The 24,626-nt window shown below is 71.1% G+C and carries 21 protein-coding genes; 10 read left to right on the forward strand and 11 right to left on the reverse strand.

Annotated elements, in window-relative coordinates; translation table 11 throughout:
• Window positions 1-71: 71 nt before the first annotated feature.
• The 5 genes from AB0J33_RS12220 to AB0J33_RS12240 all read left to right on the forward strand — a co-directional run bounded on the left by AB0J33_RS12220 (window position 72) and on the right by AB0J33_RS12240 (window position 5,583).
• On the forward strand, window positions 72-1,076 hold the full coding sequence (locus tag AB0J33_RS12220; protein ID WP_363612637.1) for a diacylglycerol kinase family protein: 1,005 nt from the start codon (window positions 72-74) through the stop codon (window positions 1,074-1,076).
• Entirely contained in the window at window positions 1,069-2,070 is a 1,002-nt protein-coding gene (locus tag AB0J33_RS12225; protein WP_363612639.1) for a YihY/virulence factor BrkB family protein, read from the forward strand. The genes AB0J33_RS12220 and AB0J33_RS12225 overlap by 8 nt, the downstream gene beginning before the upstream one ends.
• Before the next feature lie 70 nt (window positions 2,071-2,140).
• Window positions 2,141-3,631, forward strand: a complete 1,491-nt coding sequence (locus tag AB0J33_RS12230; RefSeq protein WP_363612641.1) for a phosphatase PAP2 family protein — start codon at window positions 2,141-2,143, stop codon at window positions 3,629-3,631.
• A gap of 11 nt (window positions 3,632-3,642) precedes the next feature.
• Window positions 3,643-4,452 carry an endonuclease/exonuclease/phosphatase family protein gene (locus AB0J33_RS12235; RefSeq protein ID WP_363612643.1) on the forward strand — a complete coding sequence of 270 codons (810 nt, stop codon included), beginning with the start codon at window positions 3,643-3,645 and terminating at the stop codon, window positions 4,450-4,452.
• 66 nt (window positions 4,453-4,518) lie between these two features.
• Window positions 4,519-5,583: a hypothetical protein gene (locus AB0J33_RS12240; RefSeq protein ID WP_363612646.1), complete on the forward strand. Its 1,065-nt coding sequence runs from the start codon at window positions 4,519-4,521 to the stop codon at window positions 5,581-5,583.
• 157 nt (window positions 5,584-5,740) lie between these two features.
• Here the strand turns inward: AB0J33_RS12240 and AB0J33_RS12245 are convergent, their stop codons facing one another.
• Complete coding sequence (locus tag AB0J33_RS12245; protein ID WP_363612648.1) at window positions 5,741-6,616, reverse strand: alpha/beta fold hydrolase; 876 nt, start codon at window positions 6,614-6,616, stop codon at window positions 5,741-5,743.
• On the reverse strand, window positions 6,613-7,575 hold the full coding sequence (locus tag AB0J33_RS12250; RefSeq protein ID WP_363613196.1) for a TIGR03557 family F420-dependent LLM class oxidoreductase: 963 nt from the start codon (window positions 7,573-7,575) through the stop codon (window positions 6,613-6,615). Before AB0J33_RS12250 ends, AB0J33_RS12245 begins: the two co-directional genes overlap by 4 nt.
• A 375-nt stretch (window positions 7,576-7,950) precedes the next feature.
• Between AB0J33_RS12250 and AB0J33_RS12255 the strand changes: the two genes are divergently transcribed.
• Window positions 7,951-9,312: a cellulase family glycosylhydrolase gene (locus tag AB0J33_RS12255; protein ID WP_363612650.1), complete on the forward strand. Its 1,362-nt coding sequence runs from the start codon at window positions 7,951-7,953 to the stop codon at window positions 9,310-9,312.
• Between the two features lie 55 nt (window positions 9,313-9,367).
• Here the strand turns inward: AB0J33_RS12255 and AB0J33_RS12260 are convergent, their stop codons facing one another.
• The 7 genes from AB0J33_RS12260 to AB0J33_RS12290 form a co-directional block, all read right to left on the reverse strand.
• Window positions 9,368-9,688, reverse strand: a complete 321-nt coding sequence (locus AB0J33_RS12260) for a multidrug efflux SMR transporter (RefSeq protein WP_363612651.1) — start codon at window positions 9,686-9,688, stop codon at window positions 9,368-9,370.
• A 46-nt stretch (window positions 9,689-9,734) separates the two neighbouring features.
• Window positions 9,735-11,045 carry a sigma-70 family RNA polymerase sigma factor gene (locus AB0J33_RS12265; RefSeq protein ID WP_363613198.1) on the reverse strand — a complete coding sequence of 437 codons (1,311 nt, stop codon included), beginning with the start codon at window positions 11,043-11,045 and terminating at the stop codon, window positions 9,735-9,737.
• A gap of 3 nt (window positions 11,046-11,048) precedes the next feature.
• Window positions 11,049-11,450 (reverse strand): YciI family protein, encoded by a 402-nt coding sequence (locus AB0J33_RS12270; RefSeq protein ID WP_363612653.1) that lies wholly within the window; start codon window positions 11,448-11,450, stop codon window positions 11,049-11,051.
• Window positions 11,451-11,554: 104 nt separating this feature from the next.
• Window positions 11,555-13,765, reverse strand: a complete 2,211-nt coding sequence (locus AB0J33_RS12275; RefSeq protein ID WP_363612655.1) for an alpha-galactosidase — start codon at window positions 13,763-13,765, stop codon at window positions 11,555-11,557.
• On the reverse strand, window positions 13,762-14,643 hold the full coding sequence (locus AB0J33_RS12280; RefSeq protein ID WP_363612657.1) for a carbohydrate ABC transporter permease: 882 nt from the start codon (window positions 14,641-14,643) through the stop codon (window positions 13,762-13,764). Before AB0J33_RS12280 ends, AB0J33_RS12275 begins: the two co-directional genes overlap by 4 nt.
• Window positions 14,640-15,596: a sugar ABC transporter permease gene (locus AB0J33_RS12285; RefSeq protein ID WP_363612659.1), complete on the reverse strand. Its 957-nt coding sequence runs from the start codon at window positions 15,594-15,596 to the stop codon at window positions 14,640-14,642. The genes AB0J33_RS12280 and AB0J33_RS12285 overlap by 4 nt, the downstream gene beginning before the upstream one ends.
• A 21-nt stretch (window positions 15,597-15,617) precedes the next feature.
• Entirely contained in the window at window positions 15,618-16,946 is a 1,329-nt protein-coding gene (locus AB0J33_RS12290; RefSeq protein ID WP_363612661.1) for an ABC transporter substrate-binding protein, read from the reverse strand.
• 283 nt (window positions 16,947-17,229) lie between these two features.
• On the opposite strand from AB0J33_RS12290, the gene AB0J33_RS12295 reads away from it, so the two are divergent.
• The 3 genes from AB0J33_RS12295 to AB0J33_RS12305 all read left to right on the forward strand — a co-directional run bounded on the left by AB0J33_RS12295 (window position 17,230) and on the right by AB0J33_RS12305 (window position 21,335).
• Window positions 17,230-19,221, forward strand: a complete 1,992-nt coding sequence (locus AB0J33_RS12295) for a beta-galactosidase (protein ID WP_363612663.1) — start codon at window positions 17,230-17,232, stop codon at window positions 19,219-19,221.
• A gap of 37 nt (window positions 19,222-19,258) precedes the next feature.
• Window positions 19,259-20,035 carry a DeoR/GlpR family DNA-binding transcription regulator gene (locus AB0J33_RS12300; protein ID WP_363612665.1) on the forward strand — a complete coding sequence of 259 codons (777 nt, stop codon included), beginning with the start codon at window positions 19,259-19,261 and terminating at the stop codon, window positions 20,033-20,035.
• A gap of 358 nt (window positions 20,036-20,393) precedes the next feature.
• Window positions 20,394-21,335, forward strand: coding sequence for a sporulation protein (locus tag AB0J33_RS12305; RefSeq protein ID WP_363612667.1), 942 nt, complete (start codon window positions 20,394-20,396; stop codon window positions 21,333-21,335).
• A gap of 69 nt (window positions 21,336-21,404) precedes the next feature.
• Here AB0J33_RS12305 and AB0J33_RS12310 read toward each other — a convergent pair whose 3' ends face one another.
• Both AB0J33_RS12310 and AB0J33_RS12315 read right to left on the reverse strand, forming a co-directional pair.
• The gene (locus AB0J33_RS12310) at window positions 21,405-21,773 is read right to left on the reverse strand and encodes a hypothetical protein (RefSeq protein ID WP_363612669.1); all 369 of its coding nucleotides are present in this window, start codon (window positions 21,771-21,773) and stop codon (window positions 21,405-21,407) included.
• 176 nt (window positions 21,774-21,949) lie between these two features.
• Complete coding sequence (locus AB0J33_RS12315) at window positions 21,950-23,992, reverse strand: glycerophosphodiester phosphodiesterase family protein (RefSeq protein ID WP_363612671.1); 2,043 nt, start codon at window positions 23,990-23,992, stop codon at window positions 21,950-21,952.
• A gap of 191 nt (window positions 23,993-24,183) precedes the next feature.
• Between AB0J33_RS12315 and AB0J33_RS12320 the strand changes: the two genes are divergently transcribed.
• Entirely contained in the window at window positions 24,184-24,606 is a 423-nt protein-coding gene (locus AB0J33_RS12320) for a hypothetical protein (RefSeq protein ID WP_363612673.1), read from the forward strand.
• The last annotated feature ends 20 nt before the right edge of the window (window positions 24,607-24,626 follow it).

Below are 24,626 nucleotides of genomic sequence, written 5' to 3' on the forward strand. Positions count from 1 at the left end.
TGTCTGTGGCACTTCCGACGCGGGCCGGTCGCCGGGTCGCTGAAGCCGTCCGGGTGCTGCACACTGGCGCCGTGGATGCTGGACAGGACAGGCGGCCCTCGGGCGGCGACGGCGGGCTGCGCTCCGCCGTGGTGGTCAACCCGGTGAAGGTCGACGATCTCGACGAGTTGCGCCGTACCGTCGACGACGCCCTGACCGCGGCCGGTTGGCCCGCGCCGCAGTGGTACGAGACGACCGTCGACGACCCCGGTCGCGGTCAGACCGAGCAGGCCGTCAAGGCCGGCGTCGACCTGGTCTTCGCCTGCGGCGGCGACGGCACCGTGATGTCCTGCGTCAGTGGGCTGGTCGGCACCGACGTGGCCCTCGCCGTGCTGCCGCAGGGCACCGGCAACCTGCTCGCCGCGAACCTGGGGCTCTCCACCGACCTGGCCGCCGGGCTACAGGTCGCCGTCGAACGCGGTCGACGGCTGCTCGACGTCGGCGCCGTCGAAGACCAGTACTTCACCGTGATGGCCGGCATGGGCTTCGACGCCCAGATGCTCGCCGCCACCTCGGAGACCACCAAGGCCCGCATCGGCTGGCCGGCGTACGTGATGGGTGCCGCCCGCCACCTACGGGACCGGCCGATGCGGGTGCAGATCCGCGTCGACGACCGGCCGCCGGTGCGCCGCCGGGCCCGTTCCGTCCTGATCGCCAACGTCGGCCGGTTGCAGGGTGGCGTCACCCTGCTGACCGAGGCCGAGCCGGACGACGGCTGGCTGGATGTCGCCGTGCTCACCCCGCGCAACCTGCGGCACTGGCTCGCGCTCGGCTGGGCGGTGATCCGCCGCAACGGCCAGGTGCCGCAGATGGAGGTGTTCCGGGGCAAGCGCGTGGTGGTCACCAGCAACCGGGCGCAGCCTCGGGAGTTGGACGGCGACCTGATCTCCCCGGGCCGGCAACTGCGGGCGGAGATCCGCCCCGAGGCGCTCTGGCTCTGCGTCCCCCAGCCCGAGGACGCCCCCGACCTGGCCGTCGACGCGCAGGGCGCCGGGGAGCGGGGCGAGCAGCTCATCGAGGAAGCGCGCCGTGAGTAGCACCCGGATCGTGCCGGAGACCCGGCTGATGGCCGACGAGGAGCTGTCCGCCGACGACGCCTGGCACACCCTGCGCCGGCAGGGCGGCTGGCACCTGCTGCGCGACGCGTTCATCCGGTTCCGCTACGGAGACGGCTTCAGCCACTCCCGGGCGTTCGCGCTGCAACTCTGCCTCGCCGTGGTGCCGTTCCTGATCGCCCTCACCGGTCTGATCAGTGAGCTGGGCGTCGAGGAGGGCGGCCAGGTGGTCGCCGACACCGTTCTGGCGCTCACCCCCGGCCAGAGCGCACAGATGGTCGCCGAGCTGCTCGGCGAGGGCGAACGCGTCGAGGACGCGGGCGAGCTGGCACTCACCCTCGGTCTGCTCACCGGCCTGTTCGCGCTGACCACCACCATGGCCCAGATCGAGCGGGGCGCCAACCGCATCTACGGCGTCGAACGGGACCGTCCGGCGCTGCGGAAATACCTACGCGCCGCCGTGTTGGCCGTCACCGCCGGCCTGCCCGCGCTGGCCGGCTTCCTGATCCTGGTCGGCGGCGGCGCGATGGGCGACTCCGTGCGCACCCACTACGAGTGGGGCGCGGTCGCCAACGTCATCTGGGACGTGGTCCGCTTCCCGCTGAGCCTCGGGCTGACCGTCGTGGCCGTCGCCGTGTTGTTCCGGCACGCGCCGCGGCGCAACCAGCCCGGCCTGTCCTGGCTGCTGTTCGGTGCCGGCATCGCCACGGCGCTGTGGTGGCTGGCCAGCCTGCTGCTCGCCGCGTACGTGCGGTTCAGTGACGGTTTCGGGCAGACCTACGGCGCCCTGACCGGCATGATGGCGCTGCTGCTCTGGGCCAACCTGACCGGGATGGCGCTCTTCGGTGGGCTGGCCTTCGCGGCCCAACTGGAGGCACTGCGCATCGGGGTGCAGGAGCCTGCCCAACCGGACCTGTGGGAGCCCGACCCGGACCGCGCCGAGCTGTACGACACCGGGGACATGTCGGCGCTCTAGCGGGGGCCGGCGTGTACGACCGACGCGGATCGGGTAAAGCGCCTCGCCAGACAGATAAGGGAGGTGCGGGGTGACCGCGGTCAAAGAGGTGGCGCACCGTCCGGTCGGGCACTTCGCCGAACGGAGCATTGCCGGTCTGGTGGCCGTCACCGGCGCCGGGGTGGCCTTCGGGTTGCTGCTGTTGCTCGTCCGGGTGCGGTGGAGCCCTCTGCAGGAGGCCGACCACGCGCTCGCCGAGTGGTTCAACGGGCTCGTCGCCCCGCACCACGCGCTGGTCACCGTGCTCCAGGCGGTGACCGACCTGGGTGGCCGGCCGATCCTCATCTGGCTGGTCACCATCGCCGTGGTCGGGCTGCTGATCCGGCGGCAGCCCCGGCTCGCCGTCTACCTGATCATCACGGGGGTCGGTGGCCTGATCCTCGACCCGTCGCTGAAGACGCTGGTCGGCCGGCTCCGCCCGGTGGTGGACGTGCCGATCGCCAGCGCGCCGGGCAACAGCTTCCCGAGCGGGCACGCGCTCGGCTCGTTCGTCGCGTACGGGGCGCTGCTGCTGGTGTTCCTGCCGGCGATGGCGCCCCGCTGGCGCAAACCGGCAATCGTCGGAGTCGGCGTGCTGGTGGCACTGGTCGGGCTGACCCGGATCGCGCTGGGCGTGCACTTCGTCTCCGACGTGCTGGCCGCCTGGCTGCTCGGGGCCGCCTGGCTGGGCGTCACCGCGTACGCCTTCCGGCTGTGGCGGCGGGAGCGGGGCCGGCCGGTGCCGCCGCTGACCGAGGGCCTGGAGCCGGAGGCGGGGCACGACATCGCCCCCGCCCCGGCCGAGGAGCACGTGTTGGCCCACCCCCGTTCGGCGGTGGCCGAACTGCTGGTCGGCTGGGTGCTCGTGTTCGGCGCGCTGTACGCGTTCGGCACGTACGTCAGCTACCACGCCAAGGGCACCTTCTTCGAGACCCTGGACACCGAGGTGCCGCGCTGGTTCGCCGAGCGGCACACCGAGGTGCTGACCGAGGTCAGCTGGTGGTGGAGCAAGTTCGGTGACACCCACGCCATCCTGCTGATCTCGCTGGTGTTCTGCCCACTGGTGCTGGCGGTGTGGCGGCGCTGGCGACCGGTGCTCTTCGTGGCGCTGGCGATGGTGGGGGAGCTGACCCTCTTCCTCGCGTCGGCCCGCGCGGTCGACCGGCCGCGTCCGCCGGTGGAGAACCTGGACGGGCAGATGCCCACCTCGTCGTTCCCGTCCGGGCACATCGCCGCCACGATCTGCGTCTGGCTGGCGATCACCCTCATCGTGTTCCCGCGTACCGACCGGTGGTGGCGTTGGATCTTCGTGGCGCTGGCCGTGCTCATGCCGGTCGGGGTGGCGACCTCCCGGATGTACCGGGGAATGCACCACCCGACCGACTTCATGGGCGCGATCCTGCTCTCCGCGCTCTGGATCGGGCTGCTCTACCTCGTGATCCGCCCGAATGAGGACCTGAAGGAAGGCAACCGACCGGCCATCGAGTCGGAGGACGTGGACACCCTCGACGACGAGCTGGCGCGGGCCGGCCGAGCCGACTAGGCGATGCCGTCGTGCTGCGGGTGATGACCTGGAACATCCGCACCGGCGGCCGGGATCGCGGCGGACGTGACCGGTTGGACCAGGTGGCCCAGGTCGTCGACGAGCAGGCCCCGGACGTGCTGGCCCTCCAGGAGTTGCGCGGCTTCGACCGCGACGGGCTGATGGCCACCGTGGCGGGCCGGGTGGGGATGACACCGCACCTGGCCCGCTCCTGTTTCGGGCAGCCGGCGGCGGTGCTGGTCCGACCGCCGTACCGGGTCGTCGACGCGGGGCCGGTGCGCCGGCCGTTCCACCACGCCGCGGCCCGCGTCGTGGTGGCCACGTCCGCCGGCCCGTTCACCGTGCTCGGCACCCACCTCTACCCGTACTCGGGGGGCCGGCGGCGGATGGAGGTGGACTGGCTGCTCGCCGCGGTGCGACGCGCCCCGGGGCCGCTGACGCTGGTCACCGGTGACCTCAACTCGCTGGACCCGAGCGTCGACCACACCGCACGCCTGGCCACCATGCCCACCCTGTATCGGCGACGGCACCTGCGTCGCTCCGGGGACGCGGTGGACACCCGCGCGATCGCCCGGCTGCTCGCCGCCGGCCTGGTCGACCTCTGGCCAGCGCGCAACGCCGACGCACCGGAGCCCACCGGCCACACCGTGCCCACCCTGCTCGGCGGGGCCGAGTTCGCCGGGATGCGGCTGGACTACCTGCTCGGCAGTAGCGCGGTGGCGCAGCGGGTCCGCGACTGCCGGGTGATCCGTGACGGCACGGCGGCCACGGCCTCCGACCACTATCCGCTGCTCGCCACGCTGGAGTTGTCCGCCGGCTGAGGCCGCCGGTCGGCGTGGCGCTGCCGGCGCCCCCACGGTGTGGCACCCGCCGGCTACCGTGCCACCGTGACCGACCGTTCCACCCTCCCCTCGCCGCTTCCGGAGGCCCGTCGGGCGCGCGATCCGGAGACCTCGGTCACGGTGGAGCCGGCCGCCGCCGCGCCTCCGCTCGTCGCGGCCGTCGCGCGCGGCGTGGCGCTGGTCGTGGTCCTTCCGGTACGCCTGCTCTGGGAGCTGATCGCGGCTGCCGGCGGGCTGCTGCACCGGCATTTGCTCCGCCCGGCGGGTCGGTTCCTGCGCCGCTGGGTGCTGACCCCGCTGGCCTGGGCCCTGCACCGACTGCTCTGGCTCCCACTGGTCTGGTGCGCCCGCCACCTGCTGTGGCTTCCGCTGACCTGGGTGGCTCGCACGCTGGTGTGGCTTCCGCTGGTGTGGCTGGCGCGGGGCCTCGCCTGGGTGGCTCGCGCGCTGGTCTGGCGTTCGCTGGTGTGGTTGGGGCGTGGTGTCGCGTGGGTGGCCCGCACCCTGGTCTGGCTGCCGCTGGTGTGGCTGGCGTACGCCCTCGCCTGGGCAGCCCGCACAGTGGTCTGGTCCCCGCTGGTCTGGTTGGCCCGCCGAGGGCTACGGCCGCCGCTCGTTGGCCTGGGACGCGTACTGGTCTGGCTCGCCGAGCACCTGCTCCTGCGTCCACTGCGATGGCTGGGCGCGGCGCTCGCGCCCACCGGGCGGCTGCTGCGGCGCGTCGTCGGTGTGCTGGGCCGGGCGCTGAGCGCCGCGATCGTCGGGTTGCTGCGCGGGATCTGGTGGCTCGTGGCGGGGTTCGGTCGGCTGGTCGTCGCCGCGGTGGTCGGCGCGTGGCGGACGGCCGGTCGGGTGTTGCGCCTGCTCTACCGACTGCTGCTGCGCCCGCTGGGGTGGGGTGTGCGCTGGCTGTGGCAGCACACCGTACGCCCGGTGCTGCGGGGAGTCCGGTGGGTCTGGTCGGTGACGGTCGTGCCGGTGGCGCGGGGCGTCCGGACGGCGTGGCGGGCCACCGTCACACCCGCGGCCCGCTGGACCCGCCGCTCGGTGCTCGACCCGGCCCGGCTGGCCTCCCGGGAGGTGCTCAGCGCTCTGGGCCTGCGCCGCTGACCGCACCGGCTGCGCGTGAGAGCGGCTGCGCCTCAGAGCACCAGGTTGAGTAGGACGGTCAGCACGACCGATGCCACGATCGAGAAGAGGATCATCAGGAGGCAGCCGAGGCCACCGCCGAGCGGGCGGATCTCCGTGTTGCCGAAGCGCATGATGTTCACCTGTCCGTGAGTGCGGGATGAGGGGCGAGCAGGTGCCGGATCGCGTCCGCGACCGCGACCGGATTGGTCGTCGCCACGTTGTGTGGAGCGCCAGGAACGACCACCAGGTTGGCGTCCGGCACCAGCCGGGCCACCTGGTCCCGCCACGGTGCCGGGGCGATCGGGTCGCGTCCACCGGTCAGGACGAGGGTCGGCGCGGTGACCCGGACCAGATTCGCCTCGATGGCGTTGCGCACCGAGTGCGACAGCGTCGCGAAGACCCGCCAGGGCCTGGCGTTCCAGACGTCCCGCGCCAGGACCGGCGCCTGTAGCGGTGCCTCGCGGGCACTGTCCACCAGCCACCGGCCGAGCTGGGCCCGACGGGACCGGGCGACCGGATCGCTTGTCGGCCCGGCCAGCACCAGCGCGCGTACCGCCTTCGGGTGGGTCCCGGCGAGCGCGGCTGCCACCTCGGCGCCGAACGAGTGCCCGAGCAGGCAGACCGGCGGCAAGCGGTACGCGGCCAGCCAGGCGGCCAGGTGCGCGGCGTGCCGATGGACGTCGTACGCGCCCCGGGGGCGTTCGGTCAGCCCGAAGCCGGGCAGGTCCGGCACGTACACCGGATGGGTGGTGGAGAGCGCGACGGCCAGCGGGGTGAGATACCGGTGCGAGACCGCGAGGCCGTGCACCAGCACCACGGGCGGCGCCCCGGTGTCCGGGCCGACCGCGCGGCGGGTGTGCGTACGCAGCCCGCCGACGAGCCGCCACTCGCTGCTGAGGCCGGCGGCCGGCCGGGGCGCGGCCATGCCGACCCGCAGCTCGGCCAGCCCGAATCGGCCGGTACGAGCCGGTCGGGCTGACCTGCGCGACCGCTGGGTCGCCGCACGACTCACAGCTGGCGCAGTCGGGGCAGCAGTTGCTCCTGCGCCCAGTCCAGGAACATCGGCTGGGTTTCCCCACCGACCTGGATGATCGCCACGTGGGTGAAGCCGGCGTCGACGAACTTGCGGAACGCCTCGACGTGCGCGTCCACGTCGGGGCCGCAGGAGATGCCCTCCGCGACGTCCTCCTCGCGAACGAACTGGGTGGCGGCGGCGAAGGACTCCGGGCCGGGCAGGTCGGCGTTGACCTTCCAACCCATCCCGAACCAGCGGAACTGGTCGTGCACGATCTTGCGGCACTCGGCCTCGTCGGGGCCGTAGCAGATCGCCACCTGGCCGTAGCGGGGCTGGCCGGCGCCTCCGGCGTCGTCGTACATCTCGATGATGTGCCGGTCGGGCTCGGTGGAGATGAGGCCGTTGCCGTACTCGGCGGCCAGTGTCGCGGACTGTCGACCGGACGCGGCGACGGCCATCGGCACCGGTTGTTCCGGGCGGTCCCAGACGTAGGCGTCGGGCACGTCGAAGTGATTGCCGGAGAAGGTCAGCGTCTCCCCGTTGAGCAACGGCCGGATGATCTGCAACGCCTCCTCGAACATCTCGTGCCGTTGCTGGACGTGCGGCCAACCGCCGACCACGTGCTCGTTGAGGTTCTCCCCGGCGCCCAGGCCGAGGGTGAACCGACCGTCCGAGAGCGCTCCGATCGTGCTGGCCTTCTGCGCGACCACGGCCGGGTGGTAGCGGCGGATCGGGCAGGTCACGAAGGACATCAGCTCCGCGCAGGAGGTGGCGTGGGCGACCGCGCCGAGCACCGACCAGGCGTACGGGGAGTGGCCCTGGGAGTCCAGCCAGGGGTAGTAGTGATCGGAGACCACCAGTTGGTCGAAACCTGCGGCCTCGGCCCGTATCGCGTGGTCCACCAGTTGCTTGGGCCCGGACTGCTCGCTCATCAGGGTGTAGCCGACGCTGACCATCCTGGTTTCCCCTCTCACCGATGGATCGTTCCCGGGATACCCCGGTGGACGGCGGTCAACCCTCTCGTCCGGTTCGGCATCCAAGGTGCTTGACGGATTGCGGGCCGCCTGCCTACCGTCCCTCTTAACCGGTTAAGAGCCGGATGTGGCGCACATCCTGTGGTGGGGATGACCGCCCCGTGACGGCCCGCGTTCGCGTGGGCCGTTGCGGCTGTCCGGGCCTCAGGCCCGACAACTGAACCGGTTGCGGGGACCAGTCCATCGTCCTACGCTGATGCGTGCGCCGGGAGCCGGGCGCGGCTGCCGGGGCTGCAGCCGCCTTCCCTGTCACGTTCCACCCCTGTCGGGCACCGGGGGTCCTCCCTGAGGAAGGCCATGAAGACTCGACTCTCCGCCGCCGGCGCGACCCTGCTCACGTTGCTCGTCACCGTGCTGGCGTTCGGCCAGCCGGCACACGCCGCGGCTGGTTTCTCCGTCGCCGGCGGCAAGTTGTACGACGCCAACGGCACCGAATTCATCATGCGCGGCGTCAACCACGCGCACACCTGGTACCCGCAGCAGACCAGCTCGTTCGCCGACGTCAAGGCGCTCGGCGCGAACACCGTGCGGGTGGTCCTCTCCAGCGGCGACCGGTGGACCCGCAACACCAACGCCGACGTCGCCAACGTCATCTCGCTGTGCAAGGCCAACCGGCTGATCTGCGTGCTGGAGGTGCACGACACCACCGGTTACGGCGAGCAGAGCGGCGCGATCACCCTCGCCCGCGCCGTCGACTACTGGCTCAGCCTCGCCGACGTCCTCGCCGGCCAGGAGAGGTACGTCATCGTCAACATCGGCAACGAGCCGTACGGCAACCAGAACTACGCCTCCTGGGCCACCGACAACGCCAACGCGATCAAGCGCCTGCGGGCCGGCGGGTTGACCCACACGATCATGGTGGACGCGCCGAACTGGGGGCAGGACTGGTCGTTCACCATGCGCGACAACGCCGCGTCGGTCTTCGCCGCCGACCCGGCGCGCAACACCGTCTTCTCGATCCACATGTACGGCGTGTTCGACACCGCAGCGGAGATCAGCGACTACCTGGGCCGGTTCCGCGCCGCCGGACTGCCGATCGTGGTCGGCGAGTTCGGCTTCAACCACTCCGACGGCAACCCGGACGAGGACACCATCCTCGCCTACAGCCAGGCCAACGGGATCGGCTGGCTGGGCTGGTCGTGGAGCGGAAACGGCGGCGGCGTCGAATATCTCGACCTGGCCACCAACTTCAACCCGGCGAGCCTGACCGACTGGGGTCAGCGCCTCTTCAACGGCGTCAACGGGATCCGGCAGACCGCCCGCGAGGCAAGCGTCTTCGGTGGCACCCCGCCGCCCACGACGCCACCGCCGACCACCCCACCGCCGACGACGCCCCCGCCGACCACCCCGCCGCCGAATGGTGGGTGCACGGCGACGTACACGGTGACCAACCAGTGGCAGGGCGGCTTCCAGGGTGAGGTACGGGTGACCGCCGGCGCGAGGGCGATCGCCGGCTGGACCGCCGGCTGGACCTTCGCCAACGGCCAGCGCGTCGCCCAGTCCTGGAACGTGACCCTCACCAGCAGCGGCACCACGGTGACCGCCCGCAACACGGACTACAACGGTCGACTGGCCGCCGGGGCCAGCGCCAGCTTCGGCTTCCTCGGCAGTTGGACCGGCACCAACAGCACGCCGGTGGTGAGCTGCACGGCGAGCTGACCGTCGGACCGGTGGTCGGGCCCGCGCCGGGCCCGGCCACCGCAACCCGGGCCGTTCAGTGCTCCCCGACCAGGTTCACGATGACCACCCCCGCGATGATCAGCGCGATGCCGGTGAGCTTGACGAACCCCACCGACTCACCCAGGAACACCGCCCCGATCGCCACGATGGCCGCGGTGCCCAGACCCGACCAGAGGGCGTACGCCACCCCCACCGGGATCTCCTTCACGGCCTGGGCCAGCAGAACGAACGCCAGCGCGTAACCGCCGAGGCAGCCCAGCGTCGGCCAGAGGCGACTGAACCCGACGGTGCTCTTGATCAGACTGGTCGCCAGCACCTCGGCGAGAATGGCGATCCCCAGCAGCACGTACGCCATGCGTCCCCTCGGTCCTTCGTGGTCGCCGAACCCGTCGCTGCCCAGGCTAGTGCCGGCGATGCCGACGTCCGTCCGGCCCGTCGACGTGCCGTCCGCGCGGGCCGCCCTCGGACTCGGTGGCCAGGCGGGCTGCCCGCATGGTCAGGTAGAGCTGTTCGGGGCGGCTGCTCGTGCGGGCGGCGGCGGCCCGGTAGTCGGCGACGGCCCGCGCCCGGTCACCGGCCATCTCGTGCAGGTGGGCGCGGGCGGCGGCCAGCCGGTGGTGTCCGGCCAGCTGTGGGTCGTGGGTCAGCGCGTCGAGGGCGGCCAGGCCGGCGGCCGGTCCGTGCACCATGGCCGTCGCCACCGCCCGGTTGAGGGCCACCACCGGGCTGCCGGCCATGCGTTCCAACACCTCGTAGAGCGCCAGGATCTGCGGCCAGTCGGTCTGCTCGGTGCTCGGCGCCTCGTCGTGCAGGGCGGCGATGGCGGCCTGCACCTGGTACGGGCCGACCGGCCCCCGGGGCAGGGCTCGGGTGACCAGGGCGACGCCCTCGGCGATCGCCGCCGCGTCCCAGCGGCCGCGGTCCTGGTCGGCCAGTGAGATCAGTTCACCGGAGGGCCCGGTCCGCGCCGGGCCGCGTGCCTCGGTGAGCAGCATCAACGCCAGCAGCCCAGCCGATTCGCTGTCGTTCGGCAGCAGCGTGTGCAGCGCCCGGGTCAACCGGATCGCCTCCGCCGCGAGGTCGATCCGGCGCAGGTCGGGGCCCGCCGTGCTGGTGTGCCCCTCGGTGAAGACCAGGTAGAGCACCTGCCGGACGGCGGTCAACCGTTCGGCCCGCTGGGCCGGCTCGGGCATCCGGAACGGTAACCCGGATGCCCGGATGCGCTGCTTCGCCCGGCTGATCCGCTGCGCCATGGTCGCCTCGGGCACCAGGAACGCGCGGGCGATCTCGGCGGTGCTCAATCCACCCACCGCGCGCAGGGTCAGCGCCACCGCCGACGTCGGTGCGAGCGCCGGGTGGCAACAGAGGAACAGGAGGACCAGGGTGTCGTCCCGCTCGGCGGTCAACTCCTCGTCCGCGGCCGGCGCGTACAGCCGGTCGTCGGGGTCCTGGCGGGCGACCAGGTCCTCCCGGCGGCGTCGGGCCTGCTCGCCGCGGACCTGCTCGATCATCCGGCGGTAACCGACCTGGATCAGCCAGCCCCGGGGGTTGGCCGGCAGCCCCTCGGCCGGCCACTGGGTGGCGGCGGCCAGCAGCGCCTCCTGCACCGCGTCCTCGGCGGTGGTGAAATCACCGAAACGGCGGGTGAGCACGCCGAGGACCTGCGGCGCCAACTCGCGCAGCAGGTCCTCGATGCGGGGATCGGTGTTCAGCCCTCACAACTCCTGCGGTGGGGCGGACATCACCGGGTGCACCTCGATCGGCATGTTCAGCGGCCGGCCGCCGGGGCCGGGTGCGGTGGAGATGTACGCGGCCAGTTCGACGGCCCGCTCCGGGCTCTCGCAGTCGACGAGCCAGAAGCCGGCGAGGAACTCCTTCGTCTCGGCGAACGGCCCCTCGGTGACCACCGGCGCCCCGCCCTCACCGGCACGGACGATCCGAGCCTGCTGCGGGCCGCCGAGGCCCTGCGCGTCGACCCACTCACCGGCGGCGGTGAGCTTCTCGTTGACCTCGCCCATGAAGGCGATGTGCGCCCGGACCTCGTCCTGCGTCCAGGTGTCGATGCTCGGGAAGTCGGTCCCGGTGGCGCTGAACTGCATCAGCAGCATGTACTTCATGGTTGGCTCCTCACACCTGCGCACCCTCGTCGGTGCTCTCACCCTGAGGTAGAAGCAGCCGCCGCCGTTCTCGACACCCCGGCCGAAGATTCTCCAGAATCTTGTCAGTCGACGGCGTCGACCTCCAGCACCAGGCTCTGCTCCGGGTGCAGCGCCGGCAGTTGCACACCCACCCGGGCCAGGGCCGCTCCGCTGAGGGTGACACCGCCACCGGCCAGCCAGGTCGGCGGGGACAGCTCGATGGTCGCCGGGGCCGGTACGCCCGGCACCCGTCGCACCCGGTACCGCCGGCCCGGGTCGAGGCCGGGCAGCCGCACCGCGCCGGGCACCTGCGTCACGGAGGTGGTCAGCCGGGCCACCGCGTACACCGCCCGGCTCTTGTCGCCCGCGACCACGCCGTGCGCCCAGACGGCCGGGTCCGGGTGGTCGACCCGGACCACCCGGCCGGCGTGCAGCAGCGGGCGCAACCGCTTGTGCAGCGTCACCCAGGCGGCCAGCTCGGTCTGCTCGGCGGCGCTGATCGACGCGATGTCCCACTCGATGCCGTGGTGGCCGAAGAGCGCGCTCGCCGCCCGGAAACGCAGGTCGTGGACGCGGTTGGTGGTGTGCGAGCGGTGCGGGCCGATGTGCGTGCCGATCAGCTCCGGTGGCAGCAGCAGCCCGGTCCAGCGCTGGATGCTGAGCCGTTCCAGGGCGTCGTTGCAGTCGCTGGCCCAGACCCGGTCGGTGCGGGCCAGGATGGCCAGGTCCACCCGGGCCCCACCCGACGAGCAGCTCTCGATCTCCACGCCCGGGTGACGAGCGCGCAACTCGTCGAGGAGCCGGTAGACCGCCAGGGTCTGCCCGTGCACCCCGGGACGGCCATGGTGCCCGGCCTCGGTGAGGTCCCGGTTCTGGTCCCACTTGAGGTACCGGATGCCCGGGTGGTCGGTGAGCAGCGTGTCGAGGCGTTCCCGCACGTAGTCGTACGCCTCGGGGCGGCCCAGGTCGAGCACCTGCTGGTGCCGCCAGGCCGGCGGCAGCCGCCCCGGCACGGCGAGCAGCCAGTCGGGGTGCGCGCGGAACAGGTCCGAGTCGGGGTTGACCATCTCCGGCTCGACCCAGAGACCGAACTGGAGGCCCCGGCCGGTCACGTGGTCGATGAGAGGTTGCAGGCCGTCGGGCCAGACGCCCTTGTCGACGTACCAGTCGCCGAGCCCAGCGGTGTCGTCGCGCCGGCCTCGGAACCAGCCGTCGTCGAGCACGAACCGCTCCACGCCGATCTGCGCGGCTCGGTCGGCGAGCGCCCGCAGCCGGTCCAGGTCGTGGTCGAAGTAGACCGCCTCCCAGACGTTGAGGGTCACCGGGCGGGGGGAGCGCGGGTGCCCGGGTCGGGCCCGCAGATGCGTGTGCAGCACGTCGCTGAGGCCGTCCAGCCCGGCGTCGGACCAGACCGCGTAGAGCAGGGGAGTCTCGTACGTCTCGCCGGGGCCGAGCCGGACCTCCCCGGGGGCCAGCAGCTCGCCGCCACCGAGGGTCGACTCGCCGGTGGGCCGCCGCTCGGCGAACGTGACGTGGTCGCCGCTCCACGCGGTGTGCACCGCCCAGACCTCACCGTGGCCGAAGCCGAACCCGGTGGTGCCGGCCACCAGCAGCAGCGTGGCGTCGTGCCCGGTGCGCCCGTGCCGACCCTCGCGGACCCAGGCGCCGTGCTGCCACGGGTGCCGCTGCGGGGATCGCTCCCGACACCACCGGCCGGTCAGGTCGAGCAGTTCGGTGGCGACCGCCGGCACCGGCAGCACCGGCGTCAGTTCCCGCAGCTCGTATCCGCTGTCGCCGTCGTTGCGCAGCCGGTGCCGGACGGTCAGCAGGCCGTGCGGGTCGAGCGTGATCTCGGTGGTCAGGGTCAACCCGGCGGCCGGGTCCGAGGCCCGCACCGTCAGCAGCGCCGCGCCGGGCCCGCCGTGCCCACCGTCGCAGGGGAGTACGCCCACCGACTCCCCGCCCGCGGCCAGCCGGCTCGGGTCGGGGCCGAGGTCGCGCACGTCCACCCCGTCGAGGCGGAAGGAGGTGGACCAGTCTCGTCCGTCGCGGTGCCCGGCCAGCCCGGGTCGGCCGCTCCAGCCGGCGCTCGCCTCCGGCAGCAGGGACAGCACCGTCGGCTGGTCGAAGCTGCTCGGCACCACGGGCGGTACGGTCGCGTCGGTGAGCTGGCGCAGGCCGTCGTCGTCGAGGTCGCCGACGTCGCCGCCCCAGTGCACGACCCGGGGCAGCCCCGGGCCGCGCGCGTCGAGCACCAGGCTGGTCCGCGCGCGGCGCAGGTGCAGGATGGTCATCCTTTGGAGGCTCCCAAGGTCAGGCCCCGAACGAAGTGCCGCTGGAGCATAAAGAAGATCACCAGGGTGGGGATCGCGACGAGTACGCTGCCCGCCGAGACCAGGTTGTTGTCGGTGAAGAACTCACCGCGCAGGTTGTTGAGTGAGCTGGTCACCGGGAACTTGTCGCCGGTACGCATGAGGACGGTGGCCCAGAAGAACTCGTTGTAGATCCAGGTCACCTCCAGCGTCGCCAGCGCGGCCAGGGCCGGGCGGCACAGCGGCATGGTGACCTGCCAGTACTGCCGCCAGATGCTCGCCCCGTCGACCATGGCCGCCTCGTACAGGTCACGCGGCAGCGCCTTCATGTAGTTGCTGAGGACGAAGACGCAGAACCCGCACTGGAAGGCCACGTTGATCAGGATCAGGCCCCAGTAGCTGTCGTAGAGCAGCTCCGAGTCGCTCATGAACTCCGGCAGCGGGACCTCGGTGAACAGCCGGAACAGTGGGATGAGCAGCGCCTGCTGGGGCAGCAGGTTGGCCGCGGTGAAGATTCCGAGCAGGACGAGGTTGAGCTTCCAACTGAACCGGGCGATGACGAATGCCACGCAGGAGGCGAGGAAGAGGGTGAGCAGCACCGCCGGCAGCGTGATGTACACCGAGTTGAGGAAGTGCTTGCCGAAGTCCGCGGTCCGCCAGGCGGTGACGTAGTTGTCGAAGGTCCAGCCGCCGAACGAGACGTAGCCGTTCGCGGCGGTGTAGTCGTACGAACGCAGCGAGGTCAGCACCGCCCAGGCGATCGGGAAGAGCCAGGCCAGCGACACGGCGATGAGGAAGCCGTGCAGCAGCATCCGCAGCGGGGTCAGCTTGCGGCGGCGGACCGCGGCGTCGACGCTCATTGCCGGTTCTCCCTCATCACGGTCGCCAGGTAGATGGTGATGAAGACCAGCGAGACGACCAACATGATCGTCGCCAGGGCCGAGCCGAACCCGATCCGGCTCGCCTCACCCACCACGTTCTGGGTGACCAGCGCGGAGATCAGCTCCAACCCGTTGCGGCCCTTGTTGACCACCCAGACCAGGTCGAACGCGCGCAGCGACTCGATCACGGTCACCACCAGCACGATGATGTTGATGGGTCGCATGACCGGGAACACCACCCGGAAGAACGTACGGCTCTCCGAGGCGCCGTCGACCGCCGCGGCCTCACGCAGCGACGGATCGACGCCCTTCAGGCCGGCCAGGTAGAGCAGCATGATGTAGCCGACGTGCCGCCACCCGGAGGCGATCATGACCGCCCAGATGTTGACGTTCGAGTCGCCGTACCAGTCGATGTTGCTGCCGAGCACGGCGTTGATCAGGCCCTGGTCCCGGGAGTAGAGCAGCTGCCAGACGAAGCCGATGAGCGCCAGCGAGAGCACCACCGGCAGGTAGAGCGCGGTCTGGTAGAACCGGCTGCCGCGCAGCTCCTTGTCGAGCAGCACGGCCAGGAACATGCCGAACGGGGTGGCGACCACGAAGAGCGCCGCCAGCCAGAGCAGGTTGTGCTGGATCGCCGGCACGAACGGCGGGTAGATGTTCACCACGTCGCGGTAGTTGCGTGCGCCGACGAACTCGATCTCGTTGAGGGGGCCGATGCCGTCCCAGTTGGTGCCGGAGAGCAGCACGGTGGCCGCCGCGGGCAACCAGACGAAGCCGGTGACGAGCAGCAGCGGGACGAGCACCATCAGCGTGATGACCACGCGGTCGGTGCGGGACAGGAGCCGTAGCCGCCGGCGACGACCACCCGTGGAGGTGGTCGTCGCCGGCGGTGGCACGGCGCGATCCGCTTGGATCAGGGGCAGGTCGGACACGATGTCCTCCCCCTTCCGCCGTCAGTCAGTGAAGATCGACTTTTTCTGGTTCTCGATGGACGAGGTGAGCCCGTCGATGTCCTTGGGGTTCTTGATGAACTGCTGGATCGCCGGGATCATCACCGTGGAGGCGAAGTCCGGCCGGGTGTCCCGGTCGAGGAACTGGGCGATCTCGGTGGCCGACCCGACCAGCTCGGCGGCCTTCTTCTGCAGCGCGGTGTAGCCGCCGACGTCCGCGCCACTGTTGGCGACGAGGACGGCCGGGTCGTTCTTGAGATTGATGTCCGCGGCGGCCTTGCCACCGAAGTACTCCAGCAGCTTGCGCGCGTTGTCCTCGTTCTTGGGCTTGCGCGCCATCATGTAGCCGTCGATCGGGGCGTCCAGCGCCTTCGCGCCGATGGCCGGGTCGATCTCGGGGAAGGTGAAGAAGTCGAGATCGTCCTGCTCGTCGTTGCTGAACTGCTGACCGACGAAGAGGCCGAGCAGGTACATGCCGCTCTTCTTCTGCTGCAACGACTGCGCGGCCTCCTGCCAGGTGCGGCCGAGGCTGTCCGGCTGGTGCAGGGGGAGCAGGCCGGCCCAGGTGTCGAAGACCTTCTTGACCTTGTCGGAGGTCCAGGCTTCCTTGCCGGCCATCAGGTCGACGTGGAACTGGTAGCCGTTGATGCGCAGGTTGAGGATGTCGAAGGTGCCCATCGCCGGCCAGCCGTCCTTGTCGGCGAAGGCGATGGGGGTGAGGCCGTCCCGCTTCATCTGCGCGCCGAGCGCGGTGAACTGGTCCAGGGTGGTGGGCACCTGGTAACCGTGCTGCTGCCAGACCGACTTGCGGTAGAAGACCGCCCACGGGTAGTACGTCGCCGGTACGAAGTACTGTTTGCCGTCGTCGCCGGTGGATGCCTTCTTGAAGGCGTCGGAGTAGCCGGAGAGCTTGCTCCACACGTCGCTGATGTCGCTGGCCAGGCCCTTCTGCGCGAAGAAGCGCATCCGGTAGCCGGCGAACCAGGTGAACACGTCGTCCGGCTTGCCCTGTAGGTAATTGTTGATGTTCTCCTGGAACGTGTTGTGGTCGACCGTGTTCACCGCGACCTGCACGCCGGACGAGGTCTTGAAGCCGTCGGTGACCTTGGCGAGGACGTCCTTGGGCTTCGGGTCCGACTGGTTCGAGCCGAGCGACACGTCCTTCGTGGACCCGCCGGAGCCGGAGTCGTCGCCGCAGCCGGCGAGCAGGCCGGTGCCGAGCAGCGCGCCCGTGCCGGCCGCGCCGGCCAGCAACGACCGTCGGTTGATGCCGGCGACGGATGGCGGTACGAGCCGAGCCAGGTACTCGGCTTGGGTTTGGGGACGGGACATCTGTGCCTCCTGCGGATGAAGAGGTGCTACGCCCATGGGCCAACAGGGTGGTGAAGGCAGGTCCGGCGTCGTGATCACACATTGAGATCCACCGAGAATCCACATTGGCGAACACGAACGGCCATTGGGGCCTCAAGCTACCCCTCAGTCGAGCGCTGTCAAGAGGGCTGTTCGCCGCTGATAACCCAGTCGTGACACGGTCGTTACCTGGTAAACGTTGAAAAGAAGCTCGATGTTGGAACCTGTTGACTTCCGTGGACCGGCAGGTGCACCCTCAGCTGTCATGCGGCGATGGCAGGGTGACGGCATCTATTTCGGCGGCGACTACAACCCCGAGCAGTGGCCCGAGGAGACCTGGTCGGAGGACGTCGACCTGATGCGTCGGGCCGGAGTCAACCTGGTGTCCGTCGGCATCTTCTCCTGGGCCCTGCTGGAGCCCAGCCCGGGGCGATTCGAGTTCGGCTGGCTGGACCGGGTGCTGGACCTGCTGCACGACGGCGGCATCCAGGTCGACCTGGCCACCGCCACCGCCAGCCCGCCGCCGTGGCTGGCCCGCGCCCACCCGGAGACGCTGCCCCGCCGGGCCGACGGCGCGATCCTCTGGCCGGGCGGGCGGCAGGCGTACTGCCCCAGCTCCCCGGTGTTCCGCGAGCGGTCCCTGGAGCTGGTCCGCGCGGTCGCCGGCCGGTACGCCGAACACCCCGCCGTGGTCATGTGGCACGTCTCCAACGAACTGGGCTGCCACAACGTGCACTGCTTCTGCGACGTCAGCGCCGAGGCGTTCCGCGGCTGGCTGCGCGAGCGCTACGGCGACCTGGACCGGCTCAACGACGCCTGGGGCACCGCGTTCTGGAGTCAGCGCTACGGCGACTGGGCCGAGATCAACCCGCCGCGCACCGCGCCGACCTTCGCCAACCCCACGCAGCAGTTGGACTTCCTGCGGTTCTCCTCCGACGAGCAGCGCGCCCAACTACGCGCCGAGCGTGAGGTGCTGCGCACCCTGGTCCGGCAGCCCGTCACCACCAACTTCATGATCGGCTTGGGCGTCAAGCACATGGACTACCACTCCTGGGCCGCCGATGTGGACCTGGTCTCCAACGACCACTACCTCACCGCCGCCGACCCGAAGGCCCACCTCGGGCTGGCGCTCGCCGCCGATCACACCCGGGGCGTCGCCGGCGGCGACCCGTGGTTGCTGATGGAGCACTCCACCAGCGCGGTCAACTGGCAGCCGCGCAACGTGGCCAAGCAACCGGGGCAGCTGCGCCGCAACAGCCTCGCGCACGTCGCCCGGGGCGCCGACGGGGTGCTCTTCTTCCAGTGGCGCGCGTCCCGGGCCGGCGCGGAGAAGTTCCACTCCGCGCTGGTGCCGCACGCCGGGCCGGACAGCAAGGTGTTCCGCGAGGTCTGCCAGCTCGGCGCGGACCTGAAGGCCCTCGCCGAGGTACGCGGCAGTCGGGTGGACGCCGACGTGGCGATCCTGTTCGACTGGGAGGCGTGGTGGGGCGTCGAGCTGGATTCCCACCCGAGCGTCGACGTCACCTACGCCGACCGGCTGAACGCGCTGTACGGCGCGCTGTGGCGGGCCGGCGTGACCGCCGACGTCGTCCACCCGTCGGCCGACCTCAGCGGCTACCGGCTGGTTCTGGTGCCGACCCTCTACCTGGTCCGGGACGCCGACGTCGACGCGCTGCGCCGATTCGTCGAGGCCGGTGGCACGGCTGCGGTCACCTACTTCAGCGGCATCGTGGACGCCAACGACCACATCCGGCTGGGCGGCTACCCGGGCGCGTTCCGGGAGCTGCTCGGTGTCCGGACCGAGGAGTTCTTCCCGCTGCGCGAGGGGGAGCAGGTCCGCCTCGACGACGGCAGCGCCGCCGACGTGTGGACCGAGTGGCTGCACCCCGACGGCGCGCAGGTGCTCGCGTCGTACACCGACGGGCCCCTGCCGGGCGTGCCGGCGCTGACCCGGCACCCGGTGGGCGACGGCGCCGCCTGGTATGTCGGCACCCGGTTGGACGAGCCGGCCACGGACAGGCTGGTCGCCCGGCTGCTCGCGGAGGCCGGCGTCCGCCCGGCGGCGGACGCGCCGCCCGGGGTGGAGGTGGTCCGCCGCCGCGACGGCCACCGGACCTGGCTGTTCGCAATCAACCACACCGACACCGAGGTACGCCTGCCGGCGCACGGCGTCGAGCTGCTGACCGGCGCACCATGTACCGGTGAGCTGACGGTGCCCGCCGGTGAGGTGGCGGTCATCCGTGAGGATCGGGCCTGATCCGCATGACAGTCACGGCGCGAAGGAGGATCCCCAGATGCTCGCCCAGCAGCGGCAGACCGCCATCCTCGATCTGATCCGCCAACGTGGCGGGGTGCGGGTGAGTCACCTGGTCAGCCGGTTCGGCGTGTCCGACATGACGATCCGGCGGGACCTGGAGGTGTTGGCCGAACGTGGCCTGGTCGACAAGGTGCACGGCGGCGCGACGCTCGCCGGGCCGGGCTCCGCCGAGGAACCCGGTTTCGCGGCGAAGTCGATCCGCCAGCAGGCGGAGAAGCGGGCCATCGCCGAGCGGGCCGCGAGGATGGTGGAGCCGGGGATGGCCATCGCGCTCTCCGCCGGCACCACCACCGCCGCGCTGGCCACGCTCCTCTCCGACGTACGCGGGCTGACCGTGGTGACCAACTCGATCCCGGTGGCCGACGCGCTCTACCAGAACCCGCGCGCCGACCAGACCGTCGTGCTGACCGGCGGCATCCGCACCCCGTCGGACGCGTTGACCGGGCCGGTGGCCGAGGCGGCGATCAGCGCGCTCAACGTCGACCTGCTGTTCCTCGGGGTGCACGGCCTCAGCCCACGCACCGGGTTCACTACACCCAACCTGCTGGAGGCCGGGGTCAACCGGTGCCTCATCGGCGCGGCCCGCCGGCTCGTGGTGCTCGCCGACCACACCAAGTGGGAGACCATCGGCATCGCCACCATCGCCCCACTGGAGGCCGCCGACGTACTCATCACCGACGTCGGCCTACCGGCCGAGGCCCGCACCACAATCAGCGAACAGGTAGGCGAACTAATGATCGTCCACACGGCTTAACCCCCACCCCACCGCCACCCCGCCGATCTTGCACTTTCGGACGTCGAGATGCGTTCAATGCCCGTTAAGTCACAACAGAAATCGCAAGATCGCGGGAGGCGGTGGGGCCGCATTACTGGCTCTTGTTGGGCAGGCAGGGTCCGGGGTGATGCGTGATCGACTCGGGTTCACGGAATTCGGGCTGTCCCGGTCGTGGTGATGCCCCGGTTTTCAGGAAACCGAGTCGATCAAGCGCAGCCAGCGAGACGCGCGAGTCGCGCCGCGCTTCACAGCCACCTCACAGGGCTACTGGATAGGGTGCCGGTCGAGTCAACGTCCGACTCCAGCCTGGAGCGGTCGGCGTCGCACAGGAGTTCCGATGGTCTTCAAGAAGATGTTGAGCGCGTTCGGTGTGGGCGGTCCCAGCGTGGACACCGTGCTGACCAACCCCAACACCCGGCCCGGCCTGACCCTCGACGGGCAGGTCAACCTCGTCGGTGGCGACGCTGAGGCAGCCATCGAGCAGGTGGTGATCGGCCTGGTCACGCGGGTCGAGGTCGAGGGACACGACACCGAGTACGCGGGCACGATGGAGTTCCACCGCATGGCGGTCAGCGGGGCGCTCGTCCTCGCCCCGAAGCAGCAGCTGTCGATCCCGTTCCAGCTGCCGGTGCCGTGGGAGACCCCGATCACCGACGTGTACGGCCAGCGCCTGCACGGCATGACGATGGGCCTGCGCACCGAGCTGGCGATCGCCCGCGCGGTCGACAAGAGCGACCTGGACCAGGTGGCGGTGCACCCGTTGCCGGTGCACGAGCGGATCCTGGAGGCGTTCCAGCGGCTCGGTTTCCGGTTCAAGCACGCCGACCTGGAGCGCGGTCACATCCGGGGCGTGCAGCAGACGCTGCCGTTCTACCAGGAGATCGAGTTCTTCGCCTCCCCGCAGTACGCGAGCACGATCCGGGAGGTCGAGCTGACCTTCGTGACCAGCCAGCGCGGCGTGGAGGTCATCCTGGAGTGCGACAAGCGCGGCGGGTTCCTCAGCGCCGGGCACGACGCCTTCGGTCGCTACCAGGTGTCGCACGCCGACGTCGACCGGGTCGACTGGGCGCAGGTCGTCGATGGTTGGCTGCGCGAGACCACCTCCCGCTACGGCAGCCTGCGCTCCCAGTACGGCGCGAGCCACGGGCACGGCCGTGGGCACGGCATGGGCGGCATGGTGGCCGGGGCCGCGCTCGGTGTCGCCGGCGGCATGATCGCCGGCGAGATGATCGAGGATGCGTTCGAGGGCGACTTCGGCGACTTCGGCGGCGACGAGTAACCGGTCCCCCACAAACGACGGTGGCCTCCGGGAGATTCTCCCGGAGGCCACCGTGCTGCGTGTGACGCGTCACCGCATGTTGCGTTCCTTACCGGACCGACGCGCGGAACCGGCCTTCGACAGACCACGGCTGACCAGGTAACCACCGGTCAGGATGGTCAGGTACAGCCAGGCCCGGTTCGGGTCGTTGATGTTCAGGCCGTCGGTGGCGCTGCCCCGCCAGAACGCGGCGATCACCACGAGCGCGACCGCAGCCGCGTAGACCCAGAATTCCGTCGTCAGGAACGCCTGCTTGGTCTCCGTGCCCGGCGACGGCATCGGGTCTCGATGACCGTCCCGCATGGACGGCATCTGCTGCGTGTCCCGCATCATGGCGGGGTTCTGCGGGTCGTTCATGGGCCGGTTCATCGGCCGGGTGGAAGCAGCCTGCGTGCTCATCTGGTCCTCCTCAGGATGCGATGAGTCGTACCTGCATTCCCTCGCCCCGCTACCGCGTGTCGGCCACGGCACGGTTCGCTTTCGTGGCGGGGACAACCCCCGACTACCCGAGGTCCCGGAGCAGGTAACACCGATCGCCGGCCGGAAAATCCGGCCGGCGATCGGGTGGTCGACGGTCAGCGCAGGCCGTTACGCCTGGCCACGCTCACCAGAAGGTCCGGGTCGTCGGTGATGATGCCGTCGACGCCCAGGTCGATGACCCGCTGCATCACGGTCGCGTCATCGACGGTGTACGGGATCACCTTCAGGTCGTCCCGCGTCTGCAGGGTGCGAACGTCCGGTCCGTGGAAGTATGCCGGGTTCTCCCGCAGGTACCAGTCCGTCGAGGCGACCGTGCCCTGCTCGGGGTCGTGCACCTGCCAGTTGGCCGACACCGTGCCCGCGCCGGCGGCCCGGGTCAGCTTGCCCAGGTCCTGGTACTTCCACCAGTCCAGTCCGCCGGTCCACGGGCTCTGCACCGACGGGTTGCCGTACACCGCCTGTAGCGAGCACTCGTCGGCGAGGGTGGCGCATTCGCTCGGGCCGTACTGCCAGACCAGAGCGACCGTGCCGATGCGCCGGTCGAGCTGGCGGGCGTACGTGATGGTGCGCCAGTCGAACGACTGGATGGTGGCCCGGCTGGTGAAGCCGGCCCGCTGGATCGCGTCGACCAGCTTGCGGGTGAAGCTGCGGTACGGCTCGGTGTCGTTCACCACCGGGCTGATCTTCGTCTCGATGTTCATTCCGATGTCGGTGCGGCCACTCGCCTTCACCAGGGCGAAGACCTCGTCCAGGGTCGGGATGCGGGCACCGGGCGCGGGCACCTGGGCGGGCAGTTCGGGCAGCGTCTTCGTGCCGCAGTCGACGGTTTTGAGCTGCGCCAGGGTCAGCTCGTGCACCGGCTTACCGACGTACGGGAACTTCGGGTCCCCCCGACGCACCGGGGCGGTGTCGACGCAGTGCGACCCGTTGACGGTGCGGTCGTGCAGCACCACCAGCTTGCCGTCGGCGGTCACGCCGGTGTCCAGCTCCAGCGTGGAGATGGCCCGGTTGGACAGCGCGTTCGCGAACGCCGGCAGCGTGTTCTCCGGCCGGGTGGCCCGACCGCCCCGGTGCGCCTGGATGTCGAACGGCGCGGCGTACGCCTTCGGCAGCCGGTAGCCGCGCTGGGCCAGCAGGCCGCGCAGCCGGTCCGGGTAGTCGGTGATCATGCCGTCCACGCCGTCGTCGATCAGCTTGGCCATGGTCGGCACGTCGTCGACCGTCCACGGGATCACCTTGATCCCGTAACGGTGCGCCTGGGCCACCATCTCCTTCGTGACGTACGGCTGGTAGCCCGGGTCGGTGACCGTGCCGTTCTGCGGCATGCCGTGCACCGGCGAGAAGGCACTGACGCCGAAGCTGCGGATCGCCTTGATCGGGTCGCCGCCGAAGTCGTCGATGTCCAGCCCACCCAGCCACGGTGAGGCACCCGGCTGACCGGTCTGCAGGAAGTCGTAGTTGGTCAGGGCGACGAGCGGCAGCTTCGGCTCGACCTGACGCATGCGCATCAGCGCGCCCCAGTCGAAACTCTGGATGGTGACCTGCTTGAGCATCCCGGCGGCGCGGATCTCGGCCGCGGTGACCCGGACGAACTGCTCGCGGGGAGCGGTCTCGGTCGGCGCGCCCGCCTCGACCTTGGTCTCGACGTTGAGCGTCACGTCCTTCGCCCGGTAGCGGTTGACCAGCGCGAAGACCTCACGCAGCAGCGGCATCCGGGCACCCGGGACGGCGAGCTGGCCCGGCTTGTCCGCGAGCGTCTTCGAGCCGCAGTCGAGCGTGCGCACCTGGGCCAGGGTGAGCGTGTTGACGTACTTCCCGACGTACGGGAACTCCGGGTCGCCGGGCGTCACCGGGGCGGTGTCGACGCACTTGGTGCCGGTGACCTTCCGGTCGTGGGTGACGACGGCCTGGCCGTCCTCGGTGATCTGCACGTCCAGTTCGAGGGTGGTCACCCCAAGTTGGAGGGCGTTGCCGAAGGAGGCGAGGGTGTTCTCCACCCGCAGCCCGAGGCCGCCCCGGTGGGCCTGCACGTCGAATGTCCGGTCCGGTCGCGGCTTCGCCTGGGCGGGCACCGCGAACCCGGTCGTCACCGTCGCGGCCACCAGGGCCGCGATGGCGGTACGGCGTACTGTGCGCACGCTGTCATCCCCTCCTGCCGGCGGGCATCTCCCACCGGTCGCCGGACAGCATGGACATCTCGGGCGGCGGGCAGGCGGCCAGCGGGCGGCGTGCCGGTGAACCGCCGAGGACGACCTCCCGGTCACGCCGGGTTTGGTCGGCCGGTGGCCGGGCACGCAGTCGGTTCCACAGCTTCTGCGAGGTGATGGACGTGCGTGAGGACGACATGCGGCAGAACGCCGCCCGCGAGGCCGAGGACCGGATCGCCGGCGGCGTGTACGGCAAGGGCGCCCTCGACGAGGTGACGGTGCCCCGCACCGATGTGGAGAGCCAGATCCAGCGCGACGACCCGCTCGATCCGGCGAACGAACGGATCGACCCGCGGGTGCTGCACGACGGTGGCCCGGTGGGCGGGCAGGGCGCGGTGACCACGACGGGTGGCACCGCCGGGCCGGCGAGCGTACGCCGGGTGGCCCGGCAGCCGGAGCGGCACCCGGGCAAGGTCGCCCCGACCACGACCGGTGATGCCACCACCGGCGGCCTGAGCACTCCGAGGGGTGGCGGCACCAGCGACCAGTCCACCTCCGCGACCGGCCCAGCCAAGTCCGTCCGGGACAGATCAGCCGACGAGTGACCTCACCCGCCGCCCCCGCC

Origin of the sequence: Micromonospora sp. NPDC049645 (genome assembly GCF_040675155.1) — a bacterium.
Classification (GTDB): domain Bacteria; phylum Actinomycetota; class Actinomycetes; order Mycobacteriales; family Micromonosporaceae; genus Micromonospora.

Bases quoted from the DNA above. Each gene is read 5' to 3' on its own strand.
- AB0J33_RS12270 (WP_363612653.1), bottom strand. From the start codon at position 11,450: ATGAAGTACATGCTGCTGATGCAGTTCAGCGCCACCGGGACCGACTTC.
- AB0J33_RS12300 (WP_363612665.1), top strand. From the start codon at position 19,259: ATGCTCGCCCAGCAGCGGCAGACCGCCATCCTCGATCTGATCCGCCAA.
- AB0J33_RS12310 (WP_363612669.1), bottom strand. From the start codon at position 21,773: ATGAGCACGCAGGCTGCTTCCACCCGGCCGATGAACCGGCCCATGAAC.
- AB0J33_RS12295 (WP_363612663.1), top strand. From the start codon at position 17,230: ATGCGGCGATGGCAGGGTGACGGCATCTATTTCGGCGGCGACTACAAC.
- AB0J33_RS12260 (WP_363612651.1), bottom strand. From the start codon at position 9,688: ATGGCGTACGTGCTGCTGGGGATCGCCATTCTCGCCGAGGTGCTGGCG.
- AB0J33_RS12255 (WP_363612650.1), top strand. From the start codon at position 7,951: ATGAAGACTCGACTCTCCGCCGCCGGCGCGACCCTGCTCACGTTGCTC.
- AB0J33_RS12290 (WP_363612661.1), bottom strand. From the start codon at position 16,946: ATGTCCCGTCCCCAAACCCAAGCCGAGTACCTGGCTCGGCTCGTACCG.
- AB0J33_RS12250 (WP_363613196.1), bottom strand. From the start codon at position 7,575: ATGGTCAGCGTCGGCTACACCCTGATGAGCGAGCAGTCCGGGCCCAAG.
- AB0J33_RS12280 (WP_363612657.1), bottom strand. From the start codon at position 14,643: ATGAGCGTCGACGCCGCGGTCCGCCGCCGCAAGCTGACCCCGCTGCGG.
- AB0J33_RS12305 (WP_363612667.1), top strand. From the start codon at position 20,394: ATGGTCTTCAAGAAGATGTTGAGCGCGTTCGGTGTGGGCGGTCCCAGC.
- AB0J33_RS12275 (WP_363612655.1), bottom strand. From the start codon at position 13,765: ATGACCATCCTGCACCTGCGCCGCGCGCGGACCAGCCTGGTGCTCGAC.